22 protein-coding genes, 1 tRNA gene and 1 pseudogene are annotated in these 21,015 nt (G+C 57.4%); 12 read left to right on the forward strand and 12 right to left on the reverse strand.

Features of this window, described 5'->3' with window-relative positions:
• The first annotated feature begins 22 nt into the window (after window positions 1-22).
• Window positions 23-115, forward strand: a tRNA-Sec gene (locus CRO59_RS28675).
• Window positions 116-359: 244 nt separating this feature from the next.
• On the opposite strand, the gene CRO59_RS21155 is transcribed toward CRO59_RS28675, so the two are convergent.
• Together CRO59_RS21155 and CRO59_RS21160 are read right to left on the reverse strand one after the other, a co-directional pair.
• Window positions 360-1,652, reverse strand: coding sequence for an OprD family porin (locus tag CRO59_RS21155; protein ID WP_097089849.1), 1,293 nt, complete (start codon window positions 1,650-1,652; stop codon window positions 360-362).
• Window positions 1,653-1,851: 199 nt separating this feature from the next.
• Window positions 1,852-3,234 (reverse strand): aspartate aminotransferase family protein, encoded by a 1,383-nt coding sequence (locus CRO59_RS21160; RefSeq protein ID WP_097089848.1) that lies wholly within the window; start codon window positions 3,232-3,234, stop codon window positions 1,852-1,854.
• A gap of 159 nt (window positions 3,235-3,393) precedes the next feature.
• On the opposite strand from CRO59_RS21160, the gene CRO59_RS21165 reads away from it, so the two are divergent.
• On the forward strand, window positions 3,394-4,002 hold the full coding sequence (locus CRO59_RS21165; RefSeq protein ID WP_097089847.1) for a TetR/AcrR family transcriptional regulator: 609 nt from the start codon (window positions 3,394-3,396) through the stop codon (window positions 4,000-4,002).
• 6 nt (window positions 4,003-4,008) lie between these two features.
• Here CRO59_RS21165 and CRO59_RS21170 read toward each other — a convergent pair whose 3' ends face one another.
• The 3 genes from CRO59_RS21170 to CRO59_RS21180 all read right to left on the reverse strand — a co-directional run bounded on the left by CRO59_RS21170 (window position 4,009) and on the right by CRO59_RS21180 (window position 5,539).
• A complete protein-coding gene (locus CRO59_RS21170) occupies window positions 4,009-4,332 on the reverse strand; it encodes a hypothetical protein (protein WP_256578475.1) in 324 nt (107 codons plus the stop codon).
• 176 nt (window positions 4,333-4,508) lie between these two features.
• Window positions 4,509-5,180, reverse strand: a complete 672-nt coding sequence (locus CRO59_RS21175) for a DUF3313 domain-containing protein (RefSeq protein ID WP_097089846.1) — start codon at window positions 5,178-5,180, stop codon at window positions 4,509-4,511.
• Between the two features lie 35 nt (window positions 5,181-5,215).
• On the reverse strand, window positions 5,216-5,539 hold the full coding sequence (locus CRO59_RS21180) for a hypothetical protein (RefSeq protein WP_097089845.1): 324 nt from the start codon (window positions 5,537-5,539) through the stop codon (window positions 5,216-5,218).
• Window positions 5,540-5,704: 165 nt separating this feature from the next.
• Between CRO59_RS21180 and CRO59_RS21185 the strand changes: the two genes are divergently transcribed.
• The 6 genes from CRO59_RS21185 to CRO59_RS21210 all read left to right on the forward strand — a co-directional run bounded on the left by CRO59_RS21185 (window position 5,705) and on the right by CRO59_RS21210 (window position 12,309).
• Window positions 5,705-6,415: a response regulator gene (locus CRO59_RS21185; protein ID WP_097089844.1), complete on the forward strand. Its 711-nt coding sequence runs from the start codon at window positions 5,705-5,707 to the stop codon at window positions 6,413-6,415.
• The gene (locus tag CRO59_RS21190) at window positions 6,412-7,740 is read left to right on the forward strand and encodes an ATP-binding protein (protein ID WP_097089843.1); all 1,329 of its coding nucleotides are present in this window, start codon (window positions 6,412-6,414) and stop codon (window positions 7,738-7,740) included. Before CRO59_RS21185 ends, CRO59_RS21190 begins: the two co-directional genes overlap by 4 nt.
• Before the next feature lie 62 nt (window positions 7,741-7,802).
• Window positions 7,803-8,987 (forward strand): DUF2252 family protein, encoded by a 1,185-nt coding sequence (locus CRO59_RS21195; RefSeq protein ID WP_097089842.1) that lies wholly within the window; start codon window positions 7,803-7,805, stop codon window positions 8,985-8,987.
• A 93-nt stretch (window positions 8,988-9,080) separates the two neighbouring features.
• On the forward strand, window positions 9,081-10,370 hold the full coding sequence (locus CRO59_RS21200) for an FAD-binding oxidoreductase (protein WP_097089841.1): 1,290 nt from the start codon (window positions 9,081-9,083) through the stop codon (window positions 10,368-10,370).
• Between the two features lie 13 nt (window positions 10,371-10,383).
• Window positions 10,384-10,941 (forward strand): helix-turn-helix domain-containing protein, encoded by a 558-nt coding sequence (locus CRO59_RS21205; protein WP_027614278.1) that lies wholly within the window; start codon window positions 10,384-10,386, stop codon window positions 10,939-10,941.
• Window positions 10,942-10,962: 21 nt separating this feature from the next.
• The gene (locus CRO59_RS21210; protein ID WP_097089840.1) at window positions 10,963-12,309 is read left to right on the forward strand and encodes a glutamine synthetase family protein; all 1,347 of its coding nucleotides are present in this window, start codon (window positions 10,963-10,965) and stop codon (window positions 12,307-12,309) included.
• Window positions 12,310-12,660: 351 nt separating this feature from the next.
• Here CRO59_RS21210 and CRO59_RS21215 read toward each other — a convergent pair whose 3' ends face one another.
• The 3 genes and pseudogenes from CRO59_RS21215 to CRO59_RS29015 all read right to left on the reverse strand — a co-directional run.
• A complete protein-coding gene (locus CRO59_RS21215; RefSeq protein WP_256578474.1) occupies window positions 12,661-13,353 on the reverse strand; it encodes a PA1136 family autoinducer-binding transcriptional regulator in 693 nt (230 codons plus the stop codon).
• Window positions 13,354-13,376: 23 nt separating this feature from the next.
• On the reverse strand, window positions 13,377-14,255 hold the full coding sequence (gene hchA, locus CRO59_RS21220) for a glyoxalase III HchA (protein WP_097089838.1): 879 nt from the start codon (window positions 14,253-14,255) through the stop codon (window positions 13,377-13,379).
• A 242-nt stretch (window positions 14,256-14,497) separates the two neighbouring features.
• A pseudogene (locus CRO59_RS29015) lies at window positions 14,498-14,611 on the reverse strand (FAD-dependent oxidoreductase); the annotation flags it as partial.
• Between the two features lie 510 nt (window positions 14,612-15,121).
• Here CRO59_RS29015 and CRO59_RS21230 point away from each other — a divergent pair.
• From CRO59_RS21230 to CRO59_RS21245, 4 genes are all read left to right on the forward strand, one after another.
• Entirely contained in the window at window positions 15,122-15,664 is a 543-nt protein-coding gene (locus CRO59_RS21230) for a redoxin domain-containing protein (RefSeq protein ID WP_097089837.1), read from the forward strand.
• A gap of 11 nt (window positions 15,665-15,675) precedes the next feature.
• Entirely contained in the window at window positions 15,676-16,215 is a 540-nt protein-coding gene (locus tag CRO59_RS21235) for a thioredoxin domain-containing protein (RefSeq protein ID WP_070086726.1), read from the forward strand.
• Window positions 16,216-16,313: 98 nt separating this feature from the next.
• Window positions 16,314-17,414, forward strand: coding sequence for a low temperature requirement protein A (locus CRO59_RS21240; protein ID WP_096795982.1), 1,101 nt, complete (start codon window positions 16,314-16,316; stop codon window positions 17,412-17,414).
• Between the two features lie 226 nt (window positions 17,415-17,640).
• Entirely contained in the window at window positions 17,641-17,943 is a 303-nt protein-coding gene (locus CRO59_RS21245) for a putative quinol monooxygenase (RefSeq protein WP_025569629.1), read from the forward strand.
• A gap of 89 nt (window positions 17,944-18,032) precedes the next feature.
• Here CRO59_RS21245 and CRO59_RS21250 read toward each other — a convergent pair whose 3' ends face one another.
• The 4 genes from CRO59_RS21250 to CRO59_RS21265 all read right to left on the reverse strand — a co-directional run bounded on the left by CRO59_RS21250 (window position 18,033) and on the right by CRO59_RS21265 (window position 20,892).
• On the reverse strand, window positions 18,033-19,016 hold the full coding sequence (locus CRO59_RS21250) for an LLM class oxidoreductase (protein ID WP_097089836.1): 984 nt from the start codon (window positions 19,014-19,016) through the stop codon (window positions 18,033-18,035).
• Window positions 19,017-19,451: 435 nt separating this feature from the next.
• Window positions 19,452-19,889 carry a hypothetical protein gene (locus CRO59_RS21255; RefSeq protein ID WP_256578473.1) on the reverse strand — a complete coding sequence of 146 codons (438 nt, stop codon included), beginning with the start codon at window positions 19,887-19,889 and terminating at the stop codon, window positions 19,452-19,454.
• A gap of 138 nt (window positions 19,890-20,027) precedes the next feature.
• Entirely contained in the window at window positions 20,028-20,672 is a 645-nt protein-coding gene (locus tag CRO59_RS21260; RefSeq protein ID WP_256581064.1) for a hypothetical protein, read from the reverse strand.
• On the reverse strand, window positions 20,635-20,892 hold the full coding sequence (locus CRO59_RS21265) for a hypothetical protein (RefSeq protein ID WP_097089833.1): 258 nt from the start codon (window positions 20,890-20,892) through the stop codon (window positions 20,635-20,637). Before CRO59_RS21265 ends, CRO59_RS21260 begins: the two co-directional genes overlap by 38 nt.
• Window positions 20,893-21,015: the final 123 nt, after the last annotated feature.

Genomic DNA, 21,015 nt, shown 5'->3' on the forward strand with positions numbered 1-21,015 from the left:
GCCGACGCACCCTGAGTTCAAAGGAAGGCAATCGCGCCCGGTGGCGCGGCCGGGCTTCAAACCCGGTTGGGGACGGCATCCGTTCCCGGGCAGGTTCGACTCCGGCTGCCTTCCGCCGATTACCGCAGCATCCATGACGCACTGAATCCCCTGTGGGAGCGAGCCTGCTCGCGAATGCGGTACGTCATTCAACGTCTATGCCGACTGATCGGCCGCTTTCGCGAGCAGGCTCGCTCCCACAGGGGGGGCAGGCTGGCGCGTACCAGCAGGGTTTCGTTGTCGGCGGCTTCGCGGAGTTTTTCCAGTCGATGGATTCGTAGGGCGACATCGGGCCAGAGGCTGGGTTTAACCACCAGCCATCAGAACCCCAACGGGTACTGAATCACTAAATAAATCCGGTCGATATCATCCCCGGCCTGTGCCTCGTTGGCCCGGTGCGAGACATGCGACAGCTGCACCGACAGGTCCTTCGCCGTGCCCGATTGCACGATGTATTTCAGATCGATATCCCGTTCCCAATGCTTGCCGCCAGCGCCTTGCTGCGGCTGATAGTCGCCAGTCTCGGCATCGAACGGGTTGTACGCGCCGCCCTTGGGCGCGTGAGTGCCGTCGATGTGGTCGCCGGAGACGTAGCGGGTCATGAAGGTCAGGCCAGGGATGCCGAAAGCGCCAAGGTCGAGGTCGTAGCGTGCTTGCCAGGAGCGTTCGCCGGCGCCGTTGAAGTCGGCGTATTTGATCGAGTTGGCGAGGTAGATCGAGTCACCGCCCACGAAATCGAACGGCGTGTCGCCATTTATGCGTTGCCAGCCGAGCATGACCGCGTGCGCGCCGAAACTGTACTTGCCGGACAGGCTGAACGCGGTGTTGTCGATGGCGCCGGCCAGCGCCCGACCGGTATCGCGGGTGTGGTAGAGGTTGGCATCGAGCAATAGGCCGGACTGTTTGAAGTGCAGATTGGCGTAGTACTGATGCCAGGTGTCAGTCAGGTCCGAGGCGTAAAGCGATCCACCAACCGGACTGTCGCCGAACAGATCGGCGCCGAGAAAACTGATTCCGCCAGCCTCGGTAGTGGCGCCGTAACCGGAAAAGTCGCCGTGGCTCGAAGAGCTGTCCTGATTCTTGAACGCGGTGAAGTGTCCGGCCGTGAAGTTAACGTTGTCGATTTCACGGCTGTTCACTAGCAAACCTGTGGCGTATTCCGGTTGCAGGCGTTTGTCCGAGGTGTCGAACACCGGCGTTTCCCCGGTCATCTCGCCGAACGCGAGGGTGGTGCGCGAAGCTTTCAGTTTGAACGCGCCGCCAGCGCTGGAGTAGTTCGGTTCACTACGACCATTGCTGTCGACCGGCAACAGACCCGTGCCGGAATGTCCTTTGCCGCCGTCGAGTTTCAGACCGAGAAAGGCGTGGGCATCGATGCCGAATCCGACAGTGCCTGGCGTGTAGCCAGAGGTGAACGTGCCGATAAAGCCCTGGGCCCATTCCTGTTTATAGTTTTTGCCGGAGGGAGAGGGCGAGCGGTAGTCGTTGCTCAGGAAGAAGTTGCGGCTGAGCACTTCGGTTTTGGCGTCGTCGAAGAAGTCATTGGCCAAAGCACTGTCGCTCGCTGCGCAAAGCAGTGCCAACAATGCAAAGTGTGGTGTTGAGGAAGCCATCAAGAGAGACCGACAATCAGGGAAGGTCTCTGATGATGGGCAGGATCAACCGGGCTGGATTGAGCCGATGTGCTGAGTTCAAGCCATTCCTGATTCCCTTGTAGGAGTGAGCCTGCTCGCGATAGCGGTCGATCAGTTTAGATCGATGTTAATGACACACCGCTATCGCGAGCAGGCTCACTCCTACAAGGGGTATGCGTTACAGCACGCCGTATTCGCGAGCCGTGCGATCCACGGCGATTCGTGTTTTGTCGACCAATTCATCCAGCTCCGCGCGCGTGGCGATCAATGCGGGGGCCATGATCATCCGGCCCAGCGTCGATCGAATGATCAGGCCTTCCTCAAAACCAATGGTGCGGCAGCGCCAGGCGATGTCGTTCTCGTTGGCGAAACGCTTGCGGGTGGCTTTGTCTTCGGCGAACTGCAATGCCGCCACCAGCCCGACGCCCTGAACCTCACCCACCAGCGGGTGGTTGCCGAACACTTCGCGCAGGCAGTTCTGCAGGTACGGGCCGGTGTCGTTTTTCACCTGAGTGACGACGCCTTCATCGCGCAAGGCCTTGAGGTTGGCGATGGCCACCGCAGCCGCCACCGGGTGACCGGAATAGGTCAGGCCGTGAGCGAACACGCCGCCTTTTTCCACCAGCGCTTCGGCCATACGTCGCGACAGGATCAGCCCGCCCATGGGGATGTAGCCGGAGGTCAGGCCTTTGGCGATCGACAGGGTGTCCGGTTCAAAACCGAAGGCCTGGTGCGCGAACCATTCGCCGGTGCGACCAAATCCGCCGATGACTTCGTCAGCACACAGCAGCACGTCGTATTGGCGGCAGATGCGCTGGATTTCCGGCCAATAGGTGGCGGGCGGAATGATCATGCCGCCAGCGCCCTGGAACGGTTCGGCGACGAACGCGGCGACCTTGTCGGCGCCCAGTTCGAGGATCTTGTCTTCCAGTTGCCGTGCGGCGCGCAGGCCGAATTCTTCCGGGCTGAGGTTGCCTTCGTGGGCGAACCAGTACGGCTCGTCGATGTGCGCCACGTCAGGGATGGTGCCGCCCATTTCGTGCATGAACTTCATGCCGCCCAGCGCCGTCGCAGCCAGGGTCGAGCCGTGGTAGCCGTTCCAGCGGCCGATCATGATTTTCTTCTCGGGCTGGCCCATCACCTGCCAGAACTTGCGCACGGTGCGGATCAGCACCTCGTTGGCTTCCGAGCCGGAGTTGGTGTAGATCGCGTGGCTGTAGTGCTGGGGCAGCAGGCTGAACAACAGCTCGGAGAGCTCGATCACCTGCGGGTGAGTGGTGTGGAAGAACATGTTGTAGTAGGGCAGTTGTTGCAGCTGTGCGCTGGCGGCAGCGGCCAGGTCCTTGCGCCCGTAACCGAGGTTGGTGCACCACAGGCCGGACATGCCGTCCAGGTAGCGATTGCCGTCGTTGTCCCACAGTGCCAGGCGATCACCGCTGACCATCACCCGCGGGCCTTCCTCGTTGAGCGCCTTCTGGTCGACGAACGCGTGAATGTGGTGGGCGGCGTCGGCGGCCTGATAATCGCGGGTGCTGCGGGTCGGATCGAATTCGGCAGACATGACGGTTCTCCAGAGAAACGGGGCAAGTGGGTGCGCGTTCATTCCAGCGGTGCACGGTTAATATTTGTCACCGACAAATATTTTTGTAAAGAAAATATTTGTCGGTGAAAAAAGAAATCCGTAGGCTGACGCCGATCAGCAAGACAGGACATCAGTACCATGAGCGGGCTCAGAGAACGGCAAAAGGAACAGCGCAGGGAAGTCATCGCGCAGGCAGCGCTGGAGTTGTTCAAGACCAACGGTTTTGCGGCCACCACGCTGGACCAGATCGCGATCCAGGCCGGGGTTTCCGCGCCGACGGTGGTCAATTATTTCGGTGGCAAACAGGAGATTCTGCTGGCCTTGCTCAAACAGCCGGACGAGCAGGCGATGCGCGAGGCGCGGGCCAATCTGGATGACGACAGCGATCCGCTGGAGGCGTTGTGCGAGTTCGAAGGCTTGATGACCGACTATCAACTGCAAGCGATGCCGGCCTCATTGTGGCGTGAACTGGCGCCGTTTCTGCTTACGGGTGAACTGGCGCTGGCGTTGAGCCCGTGGAATGCGGCGGTGATCGAAGAAACCAAGGCGCTGCTCGGGCATTTTCAGGCGCAAGGCAAGGTGCGGGCGACGGTAGATCTGGACGTGGCGGCGACGTTGTTCAACCAGTACGCGAACATGGCGTTTATCCGTCTGGCGACCGAGCCTGAGCCGGACAGGGCGGCACATGCCGAACACATGCGCGGTGTGCTGGGTTTGATCTGCCATGGCATTTTGAGCAGCGAGTAGTGGTTTTCAGGTTTTCGGCAACCACGGCTGCATCTGCTTCAGCATCCCGCGTCCGCCACGGCGCAACCCGGCGGCCACGGTCAGCCACGACAGCTCGGTAATGATCACCTCGCGGGCCTGCAGCAAGCGCACTTCGCCCGCCGTGCCACCGGCCGTTCCGCCATCCGGCATGTATACCGTCATCCAGTCACCGAGACTTTCCACCACCAGACACAGGCGCCAGCCTTGTTCCTCGGCAATCAGCCCGACCCTCGAGCCGTCGGGGTTTTCCATCCCGGCAAAGCGTGTGGTGGTGTCCTTGAACAACTGGTAACCCGGCAGATTGCTCAAGACCTTGTCTACGGTGTTTTCGATCGCTGAAAGTCTCTAGTGACTAGTTGCCAGACACACCGCTTTCGCGAGCAGGCTCGCTCCCACATTGGAATGCAGTTCCCCTGTGAGAGCGGGCTTGCTCGCGAATAGGTCAGCACATTCAGTGAGCAAGGCTAGCTGAAAAAGTCACACGGCTAACGACGGGTCGCCAGGTAGGACTTCCCAAGATCACTGGCCCAACCGTCCAGCACCGCTTTGACGTCATCGGCGGTCAGCACCTGCTTGTCATTTTCCAGCGGTAGCCCGATGCCCTTGCGCACGACTTCGGCGACCACTTCGCCGGTTGAGCCGTCTTCGAATGAGACTTCGGTGGTGATTTCGCTGTCCTGATCGCGAATGCCGGTGGCGGTGCTCACGCCGGCGGCAACCAGCGTCACCGGTAGCCATTCATAAAAGCGCAGGCCCTGGGTGCTGGCGGCGACGCGGGTGATCGCCGGTCTGACCGTCAGGGTGTTCGGGCCGGGTTGTGGCACCAGGCGCATGACCTTGCCCAGTTCCAGCCTGAGCGCGGCGTCGTAGTAATCGGTGACGCCGGACAGCGTGCTCAGCGGGATCCGCTCGGTCGGCGCGGCGCTCGGGTAGAACTGGCTGGGCGCCAGATAGGCCTGGGTGTAACGCCCCCGCGCCAGCGCCGGGCTGACCCAACCCAGCACCTTCTGCCCAGATGGCGACTGGCGCTCGCTGAGCACGCTGTAATCGTGCAGAAATCCGGTGTACTTCTGCGGTTCGACGGTTTTGCTGCTGCAGGCCGAAAGGCTCAGGGACGCCGTACACAGCACCGACATCAAGCAATGGCTTCTGATCATGCGAATCCTTGTTTTGCGCTTTTGCCTCGCGTCGTTCAAGCGCGGGCAGTGATTGGGGAGGAGAGCGGCGGGGTGTTGTCCGAGCACTCGATGTGCAGCTGGCCGTGGCTCATGATCCATTGGATCAGGTCGGCGGTCGGAATCGAATGCACGTACTCGACCCATTGCGAATCGCCGGGGCCGTACTGCTCGAAATAGCGGCGCAGGACGATTCGGCTTTGATCATCTGACAGGCCCAGGCAGAACTCCTGGAACAACAGCGGCGTATCCTGCTCGGGCGCGCTGGTGCGCTGGCTGAGAATCAACGGATAGCGGGCGTCGTGGCCCTCGGCGGTATAACGGTTGTGCAATGCGCTCATTGAAAGCCCCCCGGTTGTCGATGGCGTGCAGGGTGCCTGAGGGGTTTTGCCGCAGAATGTCCGATTGATGTCCGGGGCGACGGAATGTTGCTCGATTGAAATATATGACCCGCCCGCCAGAATAGTTTTAGATGCGTTCTTTTTTGGCCTGAGGATCCTGTGCCCGTGAGCAGACTGCTGATCGTCGACGATGACGTGGAAATTCTCGCCCTGCTGAAGAAGTTCTTCGTCCAGCATGCCTACGAGGTCGATGTCGCCGCCGACGGCGCAGCGATGTGGGCGGCAATTGCCCAGCAGCGCCCAGACACGATCATTCTCGACCTGATGCTGCCCGGCGAAGGTGGCCTGAGCCTGTGCCAGAAAGTGCGCGCGCAGATGGGCATTCCGATCATCATGCTGACCGCCATGGGCGAATTGAGCGACCGGATTGTCGGCCTCGAACTGGGCGCCGATGACTACGTGACCAAACCGTTCGCCCCGCGTGAATTGCTGGCTCGCCTGCGCGCCGTGCAGCGCCGCGCCGGTGAGCAGGTCAGCCCCGCGAGCGAGACGTCACGGCCGGTGATCGCCTTCGCCGGTTGGCATCTGGACATCACCTGTCGCGAGCTGCGCTCCCCGGAAAACGTGATGATTCCGCTGTCCGGTGGCGAGTTCGATCTGCTGGTGGTGTTTCTCGAACACCCGCAGCGCATTCTTACCCGCGAACAATTGATCGACCTGTCTCGTGGTCAGGGCCACGACGCCTTTGATCGCAGCATCGACGTGCAGGTCAGCCGCCTGCGGCGCAAGATCGAGCCGGACAGCAAACGCCCGGACCTGATCCGCACCGTGCGCAACGGCGGTTACATGTTCACCGCCAAGGTCACTCGTTCATGATCCATCGATTCCTGCGCCGTGATCCGCTGAGTCGGCGGATCGCGCTGACGATTGTCGCGGCCATGCTGGCTTCGCTGGCACTCAATTTCCTGTTCGTGGAGGTTGCGGGGACCTGGGCGCGGCCACCGATTGAACGTACCGGTTTGCTGGAGCAGATTGCCGCGACCGTCAAAGTGATCGAGGCCGCACCAGCGCCTTTACGCCCGAAACTGGCGCACGCAGCAACCGGCCCGACGCAGGAGGTGACCTGGAGTGCGCACCGCGACGAACTTGGATTGCCAGCAGGTGGCACGCAGCTCATCGCCAACAAGACGTCGGGGTTGCATCAGTTGTTGGGCGATGAGCGAGACATTCGGGTGTTCAATCCCGCTGACTGGCCGAGCGGCAGTCCGCTGGCGCGCTATGCGGCGCTGATTCAACTGCCGGATGCCAGTTGGCTGTTGTTCTCTTCGCCCGAACGCTCCTGGGGCCTGGACATCGGCACGCGCATCGCAATCATCATCGCCCTCGGCCTGATCGCCACCGTGCTGGTGGCCTGGCTGGCCACGCAGCAACTGGCCAAACCGCTGCAACGCTTTGCCAGCGCCGCCCGGCGTTTTGGCGGAGATCTGCGTGCGCCGCCGATCAAAGTCGAAGGCCCCGACGAGATCCGCCAGGCGATCATCGCCTTCAACACCATGCAGGCGCAGATTCAGCACTACATCAGCGAACGCACGCACATGCTCGCGTCGATTTCCCATGACTTGCGCGCACCGCTGACCCGTATGCGCCTGCGCAGCGAGTTCATGGAGGACTTTGATCATCAGGGCAAACTGATCCGCGACATCGAAGAAATGCAGTCGATGATCAACGCGGCACTGGCGTTCTTTCGGGAAGACACTCAGCCGGAGCAAAGCACCGCGTTCGACCTGTCGGAACTGTTGCAGACGATCATCGACGACTACCGCGACCAGAACATTGCCATCGATTTCCACGGCCCGGCGCATCTGGTCTACGAGGGCCGCCCGCTGGGGATCAAACGGGTGATCGTCAATCTGCTGGAAAACGCCGAAAAGTACGCGCAGCAGCCGGCAATCGCCCTGAGCAGCGACGGTTACAGCGTGTGCATCGACGTCAGTGACAACGGGCCGGGGATTCCCGAAGCGTCGTTGCAGCGGGTGTTCGACCCGTTTTTCCGCCTGGAAACCTCGCGCAACCGGGAAACCGGTGGCGTCGGGCTCGGGCTGTCGGCGGCGCGGGCGATTGTGCGCGAGCAGGGCGGGGAACTGACATTGAGCAATCGCAGCAGCGGTGGCTTGCTGGCGCGGGTTGAGTTGCCTTTGTAATACTTTGAAACATTTGCGAGCGAGCGGCGGTCAACAGGACACATTCACTGCAAGAAGCGTCCATGAAAACCCCACGGCCCTCCGCACGTCTTGAACCCCTGTCACAACTGCGCAATCTGAAAATGGCTCGCTCCGCGCATGCTTATGTGCGTGGCAGTACGGTGCAGTTTTATGAGTGGCTGCACAGCCAGCCCGGGCGCAGCCTGCCGAAAGGGCCGGCGGTGTGGATCTGCGGCGATTGTCACGCCGGCAATCTCGGGCCGACCGGCGATCTGAAGGGGCGCATCGACATTCACATCCGCGACCTCGACCAAACCGTTATCGGCAACCCCGCGCATGATCTGGTGCGTCTGGCGCTTTCCTTGGCCACCGCCGCCCGAGGCTCGGACCTGCCCGGCGTCGCCACCGCGCGCATGCTTGAAGAGATGATGCGCGGCTATGAACAAGCATTCGAAGACGACGTCGACAAAGAGCCGCCAAGACCCGCGCAAGTCAAGGCCGGCATGCGCAGCGCGGTGCAGCGTACCTGGAAGCATCTGGCCCAGGAGCGCATCGAGAGCACCAAACCAACTATTCCGCTGGGCAAGCATTTCTGGTCGCTGTCACGGGAAGAGCGCAGCGCGCTGAAATCGCTTTGCGCAACGCCTGACGTCCATACGCTGGTTACGTCCCTGAAGGGGCGCTCAAAGGACGACCGGGTGAAAATGCTCGACTCGGCTTATTGGGTCAAAGGCTGCAGCTCGCTGGGGCTCAAGCGTTATGCGGTGTTGCTGGGGGTGGGCGAGGGCGACGATCAGGAATATTGCCTGCTGGATATCAAGGAAGCGATTGCCGCCGCCGCACCACGAGTGGCGCGAGCCGCGATGCCTCGCGACAACGGCAAACGTGTGGTTGAAGGTGCGCGTTTTCTCTCGCCGGGCCTGGGCAATCGGATGATCGCCACCCGCGTGCTCGACCATGGCTTCTTCATCCGCGAACTGCTGCCTCAAGACATGAAACTGGAACTGGATCAGTTGAGCCAGACCGACGCGAAGCTTGCCGCCGGCTATCTGGCCCGGGTCGTGGGGCTGGCCCATGCCCGGCAGATGGACATGAGCACCCGGGCTTCATGGATGCGTGAGCTGCAGGCGTGCCGCACGAAGACGCTGGATGCACCGTCGTGGCTGTGGACCAGTGTTGTGCAGTTGGTTGGCAAACATGAGAAAGGTTATCTGGAGCATTGCCGGCGTTATGCGTTGGAGCATTGATCTGTGTGAGTGAAACAGTTGTCGGTTGCCGATATGAAATTTGTTCTGTAGATTTTCATGAAATTATAAGAAATAAATTTCATGAGGCGCCGAATGTTTCAGCAATCCCAACAGCATGTCGCCAGTTATTACGCCCACAGTTGCGCCGATATTCTCAGCACACGGCCGGCGCTGGAAGGTGTGCACGACACCGACGTGGTGATCATCGGTGCCGGTTTCAGTGGGCTGCACACCGCGTTGCGTCTGGCCTTGGCCGGCAAGCGCGTCACCGTACTCGAAGCCAGTCGCGTGGCGTGGGCCGCGTCCGGGCGTAATGGCGGGCAGGCGATTTTGGGCTGGTCGTGCGACATGCCGCCGCTGGAGGCTGCGCTTGGATATGAGCGCGCCAGGCGTCTGTGGGACGGCATGCGTTGGGCCGCGCAGGAGCTGCGTGAATTGCCCGGGCGGCATGGTTTCGATTGCGACTATCGCCCCGGCCATTTGTGGACGTCGGTGATGCCGCGTCGAGTCAGCCTGCTGACTGAGTGGCAACACGAGGCCAGTCACAAGTGGGGCCATGACGGTCTGCAGTTCATTCCTCGTGAAGACTTGCCGCAATGGGTCGCCAGCGATCGTTATCAGGCCGGCCTCTTTGACGCCGAAGGCGCACACCTCAATCCGCTGAAACTCGCCCTCGGGCTGGCCGCCGCCATCGAGCGGGCCGGCGGGCGTATTCATGAGCAAAGCAAAGCGTTGAGTTATCAGCAGGAGGGCAGCGGTTTCCGGGTCAATACCGAGCGCGGTGCGGTGAAGGCCGACGTGCTGGTGTTGGCCTGCAACGCCTATCTCGATGAGCTCGACCCGCAACTCTCCAGCTGCATCCTGCCGGTCGGCACTTATCAAGTCGCCACCGCGCCGCTGACACCGGAGCAAGCCACCGCGCTGCTGCCGAGTAACGTCTGCGTGACCGACAACCAGTTTGTTCTCGATTACTTCCGTCGCACGCCGGACAACCGCTTGTTGTTCGGCGGTGGCTGCACTTATCTGGGCGGTATGCCCAAGGACATTGCGGCGGCGACTCGGCCGTTTCTCGAACGCGTGTTTCCGCAGCTCAAGGGCGTCGAGCTGCAATTCGCTTGGGGCGGGCATATCGACCTGACGATCAAACGCACGCCTGACATTGGCCGCGAGGGCGATCGCTATTGGCTGCAAGGCTACTCGGGCCACGGCGTGCTGCCGACACTGGCCGCCGCCCGCGCGGTGTCCGACGCGATTCTCGGCGAGGCGGATGAATTGGCGTTGTACCAGGGCCTGAGCAATGGTCGTTTCCCCGGCGGCAAGCACTTCGCCGCACCGCTGGAGGCTATCGGCAAGGCCTGGTATCGGCTGCGCGACAGCATTTGATGAGATTTTGACCATGAACAAGCAAGAAGAAATCGCCGCGCTGGCGATCCTGATCCACGACCTGCGCAAGCACAAGAAATACACCCTCAAAGAGCTGGCCGACAAAATCGGCCGTTCGGTGGGTTTTCTCTCGCAGGTCGAACGTGGCTTGTCGCGCCCGACCGTGGCCGATCTCACCGCGATCAGCGAAACCCTCGGCGTGCCGACCACCTATTTCTACAGCCTGCCCAAAGCCAAACAAGTGCCATGGGTCACCCGTCCGGACGAACGCCGCACGCTGTATTACGCCAACGGCATCACCGACATTCTGGTGTCGCCGCAGATGCGTGCCTCGTTCTCGATGCTCGAAAGTCATCTGGAGCCGGGCGCGAGCAGCGGCGACCGCCACATGAGCGACAGCTCGGAGCAGGGCGGTTATGTGCTCGAAGGCGAACTGACCTTGTGGCTGGGCAACGACGACGAGCCGGTCACCTTGAGGGCCGGCGACAGCTTTCAATTCGACAGTCACACCCATTGCCGTTATGGCAACCTCACCGGGCAGCTCACCCGTGTGCTCTGGGTCTACACCTGATAACAACAAAGGATGAACACCATGGACGCTGTCTGCTCTGACCTGCTCGCCGAAGTGCGCGCGTTTCGCCAACGTTACCCCGAGGTGCGTTATGTCGACCTGATTTCCCTGGACATTCCGGGGCACTTCTACGGCAAGCGCTATCCGGTGGACATGCTCGAAAAAGTCGCGGCGGGCAGTGCACTGAAACTGCCGCAAAACTGCGTGCTGCTGGGCGTGCAAGGCGGTCTGTTCAAGATTGGTGATTACTGTTTCAACGACGGCGACCCGGACGCCGTGCGCCGCTTGGTGCCGGGCACGCTCAAACCGGTGACCTGGGAAGCGCAGCCGGTGGGGCAGATGCTGATTACCTCCGACGGCACCGCCAAACCGATCGAATTCGAACCCCGCGAGGTATTGGCGAAAGTGCTGGATAGACTGGCGGCCAAGGGCATTCACCCGGTGGTGGCTTTCGAACTGGAGTTTTACTTATTCGACAAAAAACTACGTGACGGCCTGCCGCAATTCCCCCGCGACGAACTGACCGATGATGCCGATGATCAGCCGAACATGCACATCGAGCGTCTGTCGCGTTTCGCCCCGGTGCTCGACGAAATGGTTGAAGCGACGCGGGCTCAGGGCATTGACGCCACGGTGATCACCGCCGAGCTGGGGCCGGGCCAGTTCGAAATCAATTTCGGCCATCTGGACGACGGCTTGCGCGCTGCGGACTGGGCGGCGCTGTTCTGTCGCAGTACCCGTGGGGTCGCGCTCAAGCATGGCTATCGCGCCAGCTTCATGGCCAAACCGTACGTGGAGCATCCGGGCAGCGGCATGCATGTGCATGTCAGCCTGTATGACGCGGCTGGCAACAACCTGCTGGCCGCCAATCACCAGCAAGCACTGCGCCACGCGGTGGCCGGCTGCCTGGATCTGCTGCCGCACAGCATGCCGATCTTCGCCCCGAACCAGAACGCCATGCGCCGCCTGAGTGGCACGGTGAACACTGCGACCCAGGCGAGCTGGGGTTACGAGGATCGCGACGCCTGCCTGCGCATTCCCGAATCGGACACGAAAAACCTGCGCATCGAATACCGACTGGCCGGCGCCGACGCCAACCCGTATCTGGTGCTGGCGGCGATTCTGGTGGGCCTGGAACATGGTCTGGAAACCGGCAAGGAGCCGATCCCTCCCCTCAACGATGACCGCAACAGCGGCATCGATTTCCCGACGGAAATCCTCGACGCGGTGCGCGCTCTGCAGCACCAGCCGCAACTGCGTGCGGGACTGGGCGCCGAGTTTGTCGACGTGTATTGCGAGAATAAACGTCAGGATCACCTGGCATTCATGCAGGAGATCAGCGCGCGGGAGTATCGCTGGTATCTGTGATTACTGGTTCAGCGCCACACTTGAGTCAGGTGCAGCGGCCGCGATGACCGGATGGAATTCAGTACTGGTGAATTCCATCGCTCATCAAAATTGAAGAGCGTGCCAAGAGGTATTTTGAACACCGGGCGTGAGGATGCCAAAAGAACGGCTTGAATGACGTCTGAAGAAAATCCAACGCCATCCCGTGTAATGCCTGCGCTGAGTTGGAAATAGTTGACGTTGGCTGGCAGCTATCGGCCAAAAGCAGGCGGTCGGGAGTGGCGTCTTGCGGCCAACAGTGGACACTCAGATCAGTTGATGAGGAAATTACTCGGAAGTCCAAACCGTCTAGCACTCGATCTTGCCACGTCCTTACCCATCGATCTCGCCGTTACGAATGGCCATCCTGATGGCTTGTGCTGTCGTTGTCACGCCCAGACGTCGGCGAGCTGAGCGCAGGTGATTTTCAACTGTACGCTCCGACAAACCGAGAGTCGCTGCAATATCCGCTTGCCGTCTTCCGGCAGCCGTCCATTCCATGACTTCGCGCTCTCGCGGGGAAAGGGTTCTTAACGCTTCGTCCAATGGCGCCTCAAGCAACCGCCGAGCCGCGAAAAAAGCGGCCGTCGCAACCAGGCTGAGTCCCAAGCGCACCCGCGCGCTCCCATCCACCGGCTCCCCCCCCAAGCTCATTGCGCCCTCAAGCCCCTGTGGACCAAAAACTGGCACCTGCAACCCCTGAATTCCTGGTCCACCTGGAGAACGAATCATCCGGTAACGCTCTTCTCCCTTAACCTGCTCTTTCTGCCAAAAGAAGGAATGCCGAGCATTCAAAAGGTGACGAGTCACCGGACAATGTCGAACGTAAGTCTCGGCATCCACCGCTTGACCGTTATCGAACCAATCGCCTTCGACCCAGTAGATATGCTCAACCACTTCCTCACTTGCCGTCGATGCAGAAAACAGCACGAATCGATCATAACCGTAGGGTGTGGCGAAACCCCTGACGGATTTCTTGATTGATTCAAGCGTGCGCGCCGTCTCTATCTCCAGAGCAGCGCGCATCGCTGTTTCGGCCGGCCCGTCGCTCACTCCGATGCAACCTCTTTCAACAATGCTTCAGCTGCCAACTTGCCCAGATTGTTGCCTGCCAATGGGCTGTCGCCGGTCAGCAACTTGCGGTCTTGGAGCGTCGCACCTGAAATATCCTGATTGATGATCTCAACTCCCAAGGATTTCAACTGCTCACCAAATTTCCACGTCAGATGCCCAGGCATATACCCTATGTCGGGCGTCTTTGCGTCGAGACTGTCTGGAAATGCGCAGATCTTGTAGCCGTTGAATATGTAGGAATTCCTAGACTCACCAATGCCCGCCGCGAGCATTGCTGCTGGGCCGTGACATAGGGAAATCACAAATTTGTCGTTGGTGATTGCCCAATGCAAAGCCGCTTTCACGTCGGCACTCTCCGGCAATCCAATCAGCGCGCCGTGCCCGCCAGGTATGAAAACGCCGATGTAATCCGAATCCTGCCCCAGCGCCTTCTCAACCACTTCGCACAGCTTCAAAGGTTTTTTGAACTGCTCACGGTATTTGGCGTAGAAATCCTTTACCTCGGTATCTTCGCTAGGCATGGCCCAGAACTCGAATTTCACTGGATTGCCTGACAGGGTCGCAACGTCGAACGCGAAACCGGCTTTGTCGAGGTGATACATGGGCAACAATGTCTCGACTGGGTGATTACCGGTGGAAAACATTGTTCCGTTGTCGGTCAGTAAGTAGCGCTCATCGGCGCCAATCAGCAAAATCTTCCAGCGGCCACCTCGGTAGGGATTTGCGTAATCCGCATCACTCAGATCAGATTTTGGCGAGGTAAATTGGCTAAGCGAGTATGGGGAGGGAAAAAAGGCATCGTCCTCCGCCTGATCCGGAGTGGGGCGCTTGTCGTCACTCTGCAAGGTAGTCATGGGTTTCTCCTACGAATGGGCCGATTGCCGAGGTTCATGCTAGTAGCGTGAGGTAGGCCCAGCAATGAGGGTTTTCCCTTAAAGAAATATTCCTCACACATACAGCGCGCCGATCGGCTACTTTCGGCAAAAAGCGGTCAGTGACAATATTCGCAAAGGCTACCGCTCAGCTTCCCGAAGACCGATCTCGACTATTCGTTAGGTACAGCAGCATCGCTGCACGAGCCGCATCTTTGATTACCTTCAGCCTCAACCAAGGTGATATTCCCGCCTTTATCAGCCAGGTGATACGCCAGCGAAGCGCCCACGATGCCGGCACTAATGACAACGACTCGTTTGTCCAGAGCATTTCCCATATCAACCTTCATTCTGTCGACCTGAAGGCGGTGTCAGTGTCTGCCTCTGGTCGGTTTCTGCTTGTCGTAACGGGCAGCCGTTGTCGTCCAGAAAGCAGATGTAGATTTGTCTGAAGTGGCGAAATAGCTTCCAAAATCATCGTGTTAAAGCGCCGCCTGAAATGGCAGCAAGATAAGCGCGTAAGTGTTGTTGGCACTTGAGGGTACCGAAAATTCGTTCAGCGACTACGGCAAGCGTCATCAACGACTATAGTCATTGGTGAGCCAGAGCGAATCTGACCATTCCCCTGCCAACCTGGCCTAATCCAATTCCGCGATTACACGGCGGATCTTCTTGTGTTCCTTGATGCGGAACGTGAACGTTTCGCTGCCGAAATCACTCAGGCTCAGGCTGAGATCGAGGCAGCGTTGTCTTTTTTTGAACCCCTTGATGGTGGATGGAGTTATCCCGCCGGGCACGTCGCATCCCACTGAGCACGTCCCAACAACCCATCTATCAAGGTTCAAGCAATGAATACTTTAGAGTTCGATGATGCACAAAAAACCAATGGCGACCTGGTTCAGGGTCCGCTGCCGGCCGGCACTGTCGCGCCCGACTTCACTCTTCACGCAACCCCTGATCAACAGTTGTCGCTGCGTGAGCTAAAGGGAAATCCCGTGATATTGGCGTTTTATCCCGCTGACTGGACTTCGGTGTGTGGTGACCAACTGACCTTGTACAACCAGTTGCTACCCACATTCAGAGAATACGGTGCGGCGCTACTGGGTATCTCGGTTGACAGCGCCTGGTGTCATCAGGCCTTTGCCAAAGATCGGAATTTTCACTTCAGCCTGCTGGCCGATTTCGAGCCCAAAGGGGCGGTGGCACGACAGTATGGAGCGTACGAATCCCAGCTCGGAGTTTGTAAGAGGGCACTGTTCGTGATTGACAAGGAGGGGGTGGTCGCCTGGAGCTATGTCTCACCAATGGCAATCAACCCTGGGGCGGACGGCATTCTGGATGCGCTGGATGCTCTGGTGAATTCGCCACAAGGCACGCCAATCAAAAATTAACAGGTGATTACATGGCCACTCTCAAAGTCCCGGTAAGTGCCAACGACCATCGTCAGGGAAGTGCGCATGCCAAGGTCACCTTGGTGGAATTTGGCGACTATGAATGTCCCTATTGCGGTGAAGCGTATTGGATGGTCAAGAATCTGCAGCAGCATTTTCGCGATGATTTGCTGTTCGTGTTCCGTAACTTTCCTCTGACCACCGCTCACCCGCATGCGCTGGGTGCAGCGGTCACCGCGGAGTATGCCGGGAGTCGAGGGTTCTTCTGGGAGGCTCACGACGAATTGTATGAAAATCAGGATCGATTGGGTCTGCCGCTGTATCGCGCCATTGTTCTCAAACACGGCCTTTCCAGGGAGGAATTCGATCTTGCAATGCAAGAGGATACTTACATTCCCAAAATACAAGCCGATTTCAATGGCGGTGTACGCAGCGGCGTGAATGGCACCCCAGCGTTTTACATTGACGGGCTTCGCTATGACGGAGTTCCAGAGTTCATCGGGATGAGTCAGATGATTGAGCTTTTGTTAGTGCGTGGACGAAATCGCTAGAGAACCAAATCGGCTTGGCATCACCCACATCGGAGCCGAGGAAAAACCAACGTTAGCTTCCTTTTACATTAAAGAGGTGGACACGGAGCCGGCAACTAATGAAATCTTTGAAGTATTATGAAGAAAATCGACACGCCACATGGTTGGAGTTGTTTTTTGACCTGACTTTCGTTGTTACGATAGGCCAGGTTACGCACACTCTCGGACATGTTCATGAAGGCCACTTTGAACATAAGCAACTATGGACATTCTTACTGCTTTTTGTACCGTTGTGGTGGATCTGGTCCAGTCACACGATTTACTCCAACAGGTTTGATACAGACAGCAATCTTCACCGTTTGGCAACATTATTCATAATGCTCCTGCTCATTGTGCTGTCGGCACGGATCGGGGAAGACCTGGAAGTGAACTACCCGCTTATTATTGCTTGCTATTTTGGTATACGTGCGATCATCAGTGTTATGTATATTTCGTCCATTAGTAAACTCGATTCTCGCGGCGAACTTTCCTCAAGGCTCGGCTTCGCCCTATTAGTTAGCGCAGTTATTAGCCTTTCATCCGTTATTTTTGACCCGCCCTTGCGTTACCTTGTTGCTTATATTGGGATTGTTCTTGATATTCTGTTTCCTGTATTTTTCTGGACTAAATTAAAACCGTTGCCAGCACACACAGAGCACTTGGTTGAGCGCATAGGCCTACTCACCCTAATCTTATTGGGGGAGTCAATTATTAGCCTTTCCGGAGGCTTATCTAACATTCAGTGGGGTTATTACAATGTGATGGCGGCCATCACCGGATTCATCATGATTTGCAGTATCTGGTGGATCTATTTTGATAGTTTTTACTTATTGAACAAACATCAAAGCAGTATGAGTGGGCACGCCTTGATCTACTCGCACCTTTTTCTTTTTATGGGGCTGGCACTCCTGGCAAATTTGATCAGGCATGCGATCCTGAATGACATTGCGATGCGCGATTTCCAGATTATGTCGATCACCGGCATGGTCTTGTTTTTCCTGGGGAAGCAATATGGCTATTTCATAGCTGTGAGTCGAATAAGGAAATACATACTGCAAAACACCTTGATCGTGTTTTCTTTAGGTGGGTTAGTTATATTTCTACCGCGTGTCGAGTACATATTGGTCGGCTTGACAGTCACCATGATCTGTTATGTTCTCCTGAATTTCAGATATCGTTGAGTCTTGATTATCAGGCCACAGCTCGGGAAAAGTGATCACGCGGCTGGTATGCGGTTTGCGCGCTGCCTACTACGTCATTCTCAGTGTCCAAGCGACATGCGACGCTACCCTTGGTCTCTTTGGGTTTGTAATCCTGGTGTCGTCGACCATAGTTAATTACCGGATGCCCCTTTTAGCTATTGCGACCAGATAGCACCAGCCGCATCGTAACAACAGGAGCCACGTCATGGTCAAAGTAGCGTTGTTCGTTCGTCTGGAAGCAAAACCTGGGAAAGAGAAAGAGGTGGAGCGCTTTCTCTTGAGCGGCCTTCCTTTAGTGGAGGAGGAGCCAGCCACTACAGCCTGGTTTGGAATCCGCTTGGGGCCGTCTACCTTTGGCATCTTTGACGCATTCCCGGATGAAGCGGGCCGGCAGGCTCATCTTTCGGGCAAGGTCGCGGCGGCGCTTATGGCAAACGCTGCCGAGCTGTTTGCCGAACCGCCATCAATCGAGAAGGTTGACGTCCTTGCGGCCAAGCTGCCCGGTTAAGCAAATCCAACAGGAAGTTCCATTCAGTTCGGGGAGGCTCACGATGGCTTCGTCAAGTGAGCATCCGTCGGCGTAGCAGTGACCGATCCTCAATGCGCTGCCGGACGCGGCTGCACTCCGAACTGCGCAACGATGTGCGTACCCAATTCCTCAATAACCTCCGCCGCAGGGCGCTTGCCATATTTGAGATTGAGAATGACGTGGTCCACGCCGATTTCCTCAAGCGACTCCAGCAAAAACCGTAGATGGTAACGTCCAAGTTTGAACCCCAAATGGATACGTGTGGGTGGCGTGGACGGATTCTCATCGAGATCGATGTACAGCGACTGAGTAAAGGGCTTGTACACAGAGCCACATTGCCTGGTGACCTCAAGCCGCCAATCTTCCACGACCAGCCGCTGCATATTCGGTATGCGTGGATAGTTGATCCATCCGTTGCTCTCACGCGCGATCCAATCCAGTGACTGGCGACTGTTGCCGGTCACGAGCATTGGAATGAATTGGGTGGTAGGTTTCGGAATCAGGTCTGCGCCTTGCATTTCACCAGTGCTCCAGTGGATGGGCTCAAAACTGGTGCTGTGGGCGCGGCGAATCACTTCGTAGTGTTCTCGAAAGATCTCTCCACGCCTTTCGGGATCGACGCCAAACGCCGAAAACTCCACTGGCCGATCTCCCGAAGCAACCCCCAGAATCAAGCGACCAGTGCTCAACTGATCGACGCTGGCTGACGCCTTGGCCGTGTGCAGGGGATGGTGCAGCGGGATGGCGATGGAGGCGGTGCCAAGTGCAATCTCCGAGGTATGGGCGGCCATATAACCCAGGTAAACCCAAGGGTCGAAGACTTGGCCGACATCGCCGAAGCCAGGGTCGCGAAGCGGCACGTCGCGAAACCAGAGCGCGCAGAAGCCCAGCGCCTCGGCTTGTTTAGCCAGTGTGACCTGGTTGAGCATGTTCGGAGTGTCCCCGTCGAACGCCTCCATGGGAAAGAATAATCCAAGGCTCAAATGCCCCTGAGTGAAGGTTCGGCTAAACCCTAGATGCTGCTGGTAAGGAATCGTGCTCGGCCGATACATACGGATTGACCTCATGGTAGAACGTGAACAGCGCCCCCGTTTCCAGAGGTGCTGCGGCATCGGTCGCTTTTGAACGACAGGTGGGGGGACTGGGTCTGGCTTTTACCCGTTGCGCCGTACTGCTGGTCGTGTGGACCGGATTCAGGGGCCAGTTGCTGGCGATAGGCGCGGGTTGGTCCGGGTGGGTGTTAAGCGGACGGTCAAAGGAAGTCAGATCTCTCGGCTCTATACCACCAGATGGGCAAGGTGTTCGAGGAATCATTCTATAAGCGTAGGCGGTTTTGCAGCTCTCCGCCATATTCTTACAATCGAGCCGCTGTCGGGCGAAAGTCGCGTATCGAAGGCAGTTATCGGTCGTTTCCTGCCATTCCAGAACGGCCGCTACTGGCCGATTCTTGCCTGTCGCGACAGGTTCAAAACGACCCATAGCTGTCATTAGATTAAGGTAACGAAGCGGGTTTCGAGGCTTACACTTGCAGGGTGAAGTGCATTGATCAATACGACGGCATCGTCGCCCTGGTTAAGGTAGATCAACGAGTCACCGGTCTCGAATGTAACTCTGAATCCCGCCAGCCAAGGCTCTTGGCCGTTGAAAGAGTCAAGCATTCCCTCAACGGCGCAAATTTTTGTATTCTCAAGGTGGGTGGCTGATAGATCTGCAAGCAAGTTTTCCCTCCTCCAGGAGCAGGTCACGTTCGGCTCTATCTCGAATGAAACCGGTGTATCAGAAGGCAACAAATCCGCGCCTACTCTCTCACCATCACTCACGAGATACATGGATAGAACTTCTCCCTCGCCAAAACGCCACTCTAGAGAACCTATGTGTCCCAGATCTTTCTCGTCGTTGAAATAGTACTGGTCGTGCAGCAGCATGCTCAGCCGCTTTCCCAAAAGCGAACGTGCGTTTTGCAGATCTAAGACTGCTCTTGTAGGGGATGGCGAGTGTCGGCTAGACATCGTGCACCTCATATAGGTGGGAAGAGACGAAAGCAAGATTTTATTGTGGTAGGTTTAATTATAGATAAAAGTATAGCTCATAATGTAGCTACCTATTCTATTCGTGCGGGCACTCACCCATACGAGCTGCATTCCCTGTTGTATATTTTTATCCAAATCCATTTTGTTCGTGCAAAGCTCAATCCAGCGGCTTGTACTTTTATCTTCGATCCATAGACCTGCCTCGCAACGACCAAACTTTCCCCTGGAAGGGCCGGGATATCTCAGCTCATATGAAGATTTATAACTAATAATTTTGCCAGGTAAAAGATAGGTCGCGGTGTCGTAACCATTCAGAGATAGAATAAATCCTAAGCAGAACCATCCAGTAAAATAGTTTAGAGCCTGTATTGCTGTCTTGAGTTCAGGCCGCTTGTAGAGTGTTCGAATTGCAGCGGTAAGCCCAGTAATGGAGCCGATCAGCAGGTATGTACTCCACTCGGGGATTTCAGGCATCAAAACTGTTCTTGCTGAAATTTTAGAAGCCCAGCCTACATAATAAAGCCATGCGCCAAAAAGCAAAAATACTACCGCTGTTAGAATTATTCTTTTTGATTTGCTTTCTGGTGAACTAGGTTCCATAAGCAGCTCTTGGGGGGCAGTAATTGTCGGAGGCAAAAGTTTAAGTGGTGACGTCAGCGGCGGGAGGAAGAAACTCATAAGTCAACCCTGCCTCATAAAACACCGTTCGCCACTCTAGAAAGCCCGGACGGTATTCGCACAGAAGACGAACGATCTGCCCATCTTCTCCGATATAGACTTCTTCCACCAAAGCGATATCTCCTGGCGCTGCCTCGCGAGAGTTAATCCAATCAGTTGAAACTATTTTTGCGTGCTCAGCGCTGATTAGTTTTATGAGATCGCCTTTAGACAGTGCCATGTCCCTTCGCCTGGATTTTTACTGATAACAAGTGCATCAGACTATCGGCTTTTTAAGGCAAAGTCCTTTCTTTTAGTCCGAAGGCTTCCTTTAGACGATGTCCGCTTTTGGCCGATTGCTGTC

This window comes from Pseudomonas sp. LAMO17WK12:I5 (assembly GCF_900215165.1).
GTDB classification, from domain to species: domain Bacteria; phylum Pseudomonadota; class Gammaproteobacteria; order Pseudomonadales; family Pseudomonadaceae; genus Aquipseudomonas; species Aquipseudomonas putida_A.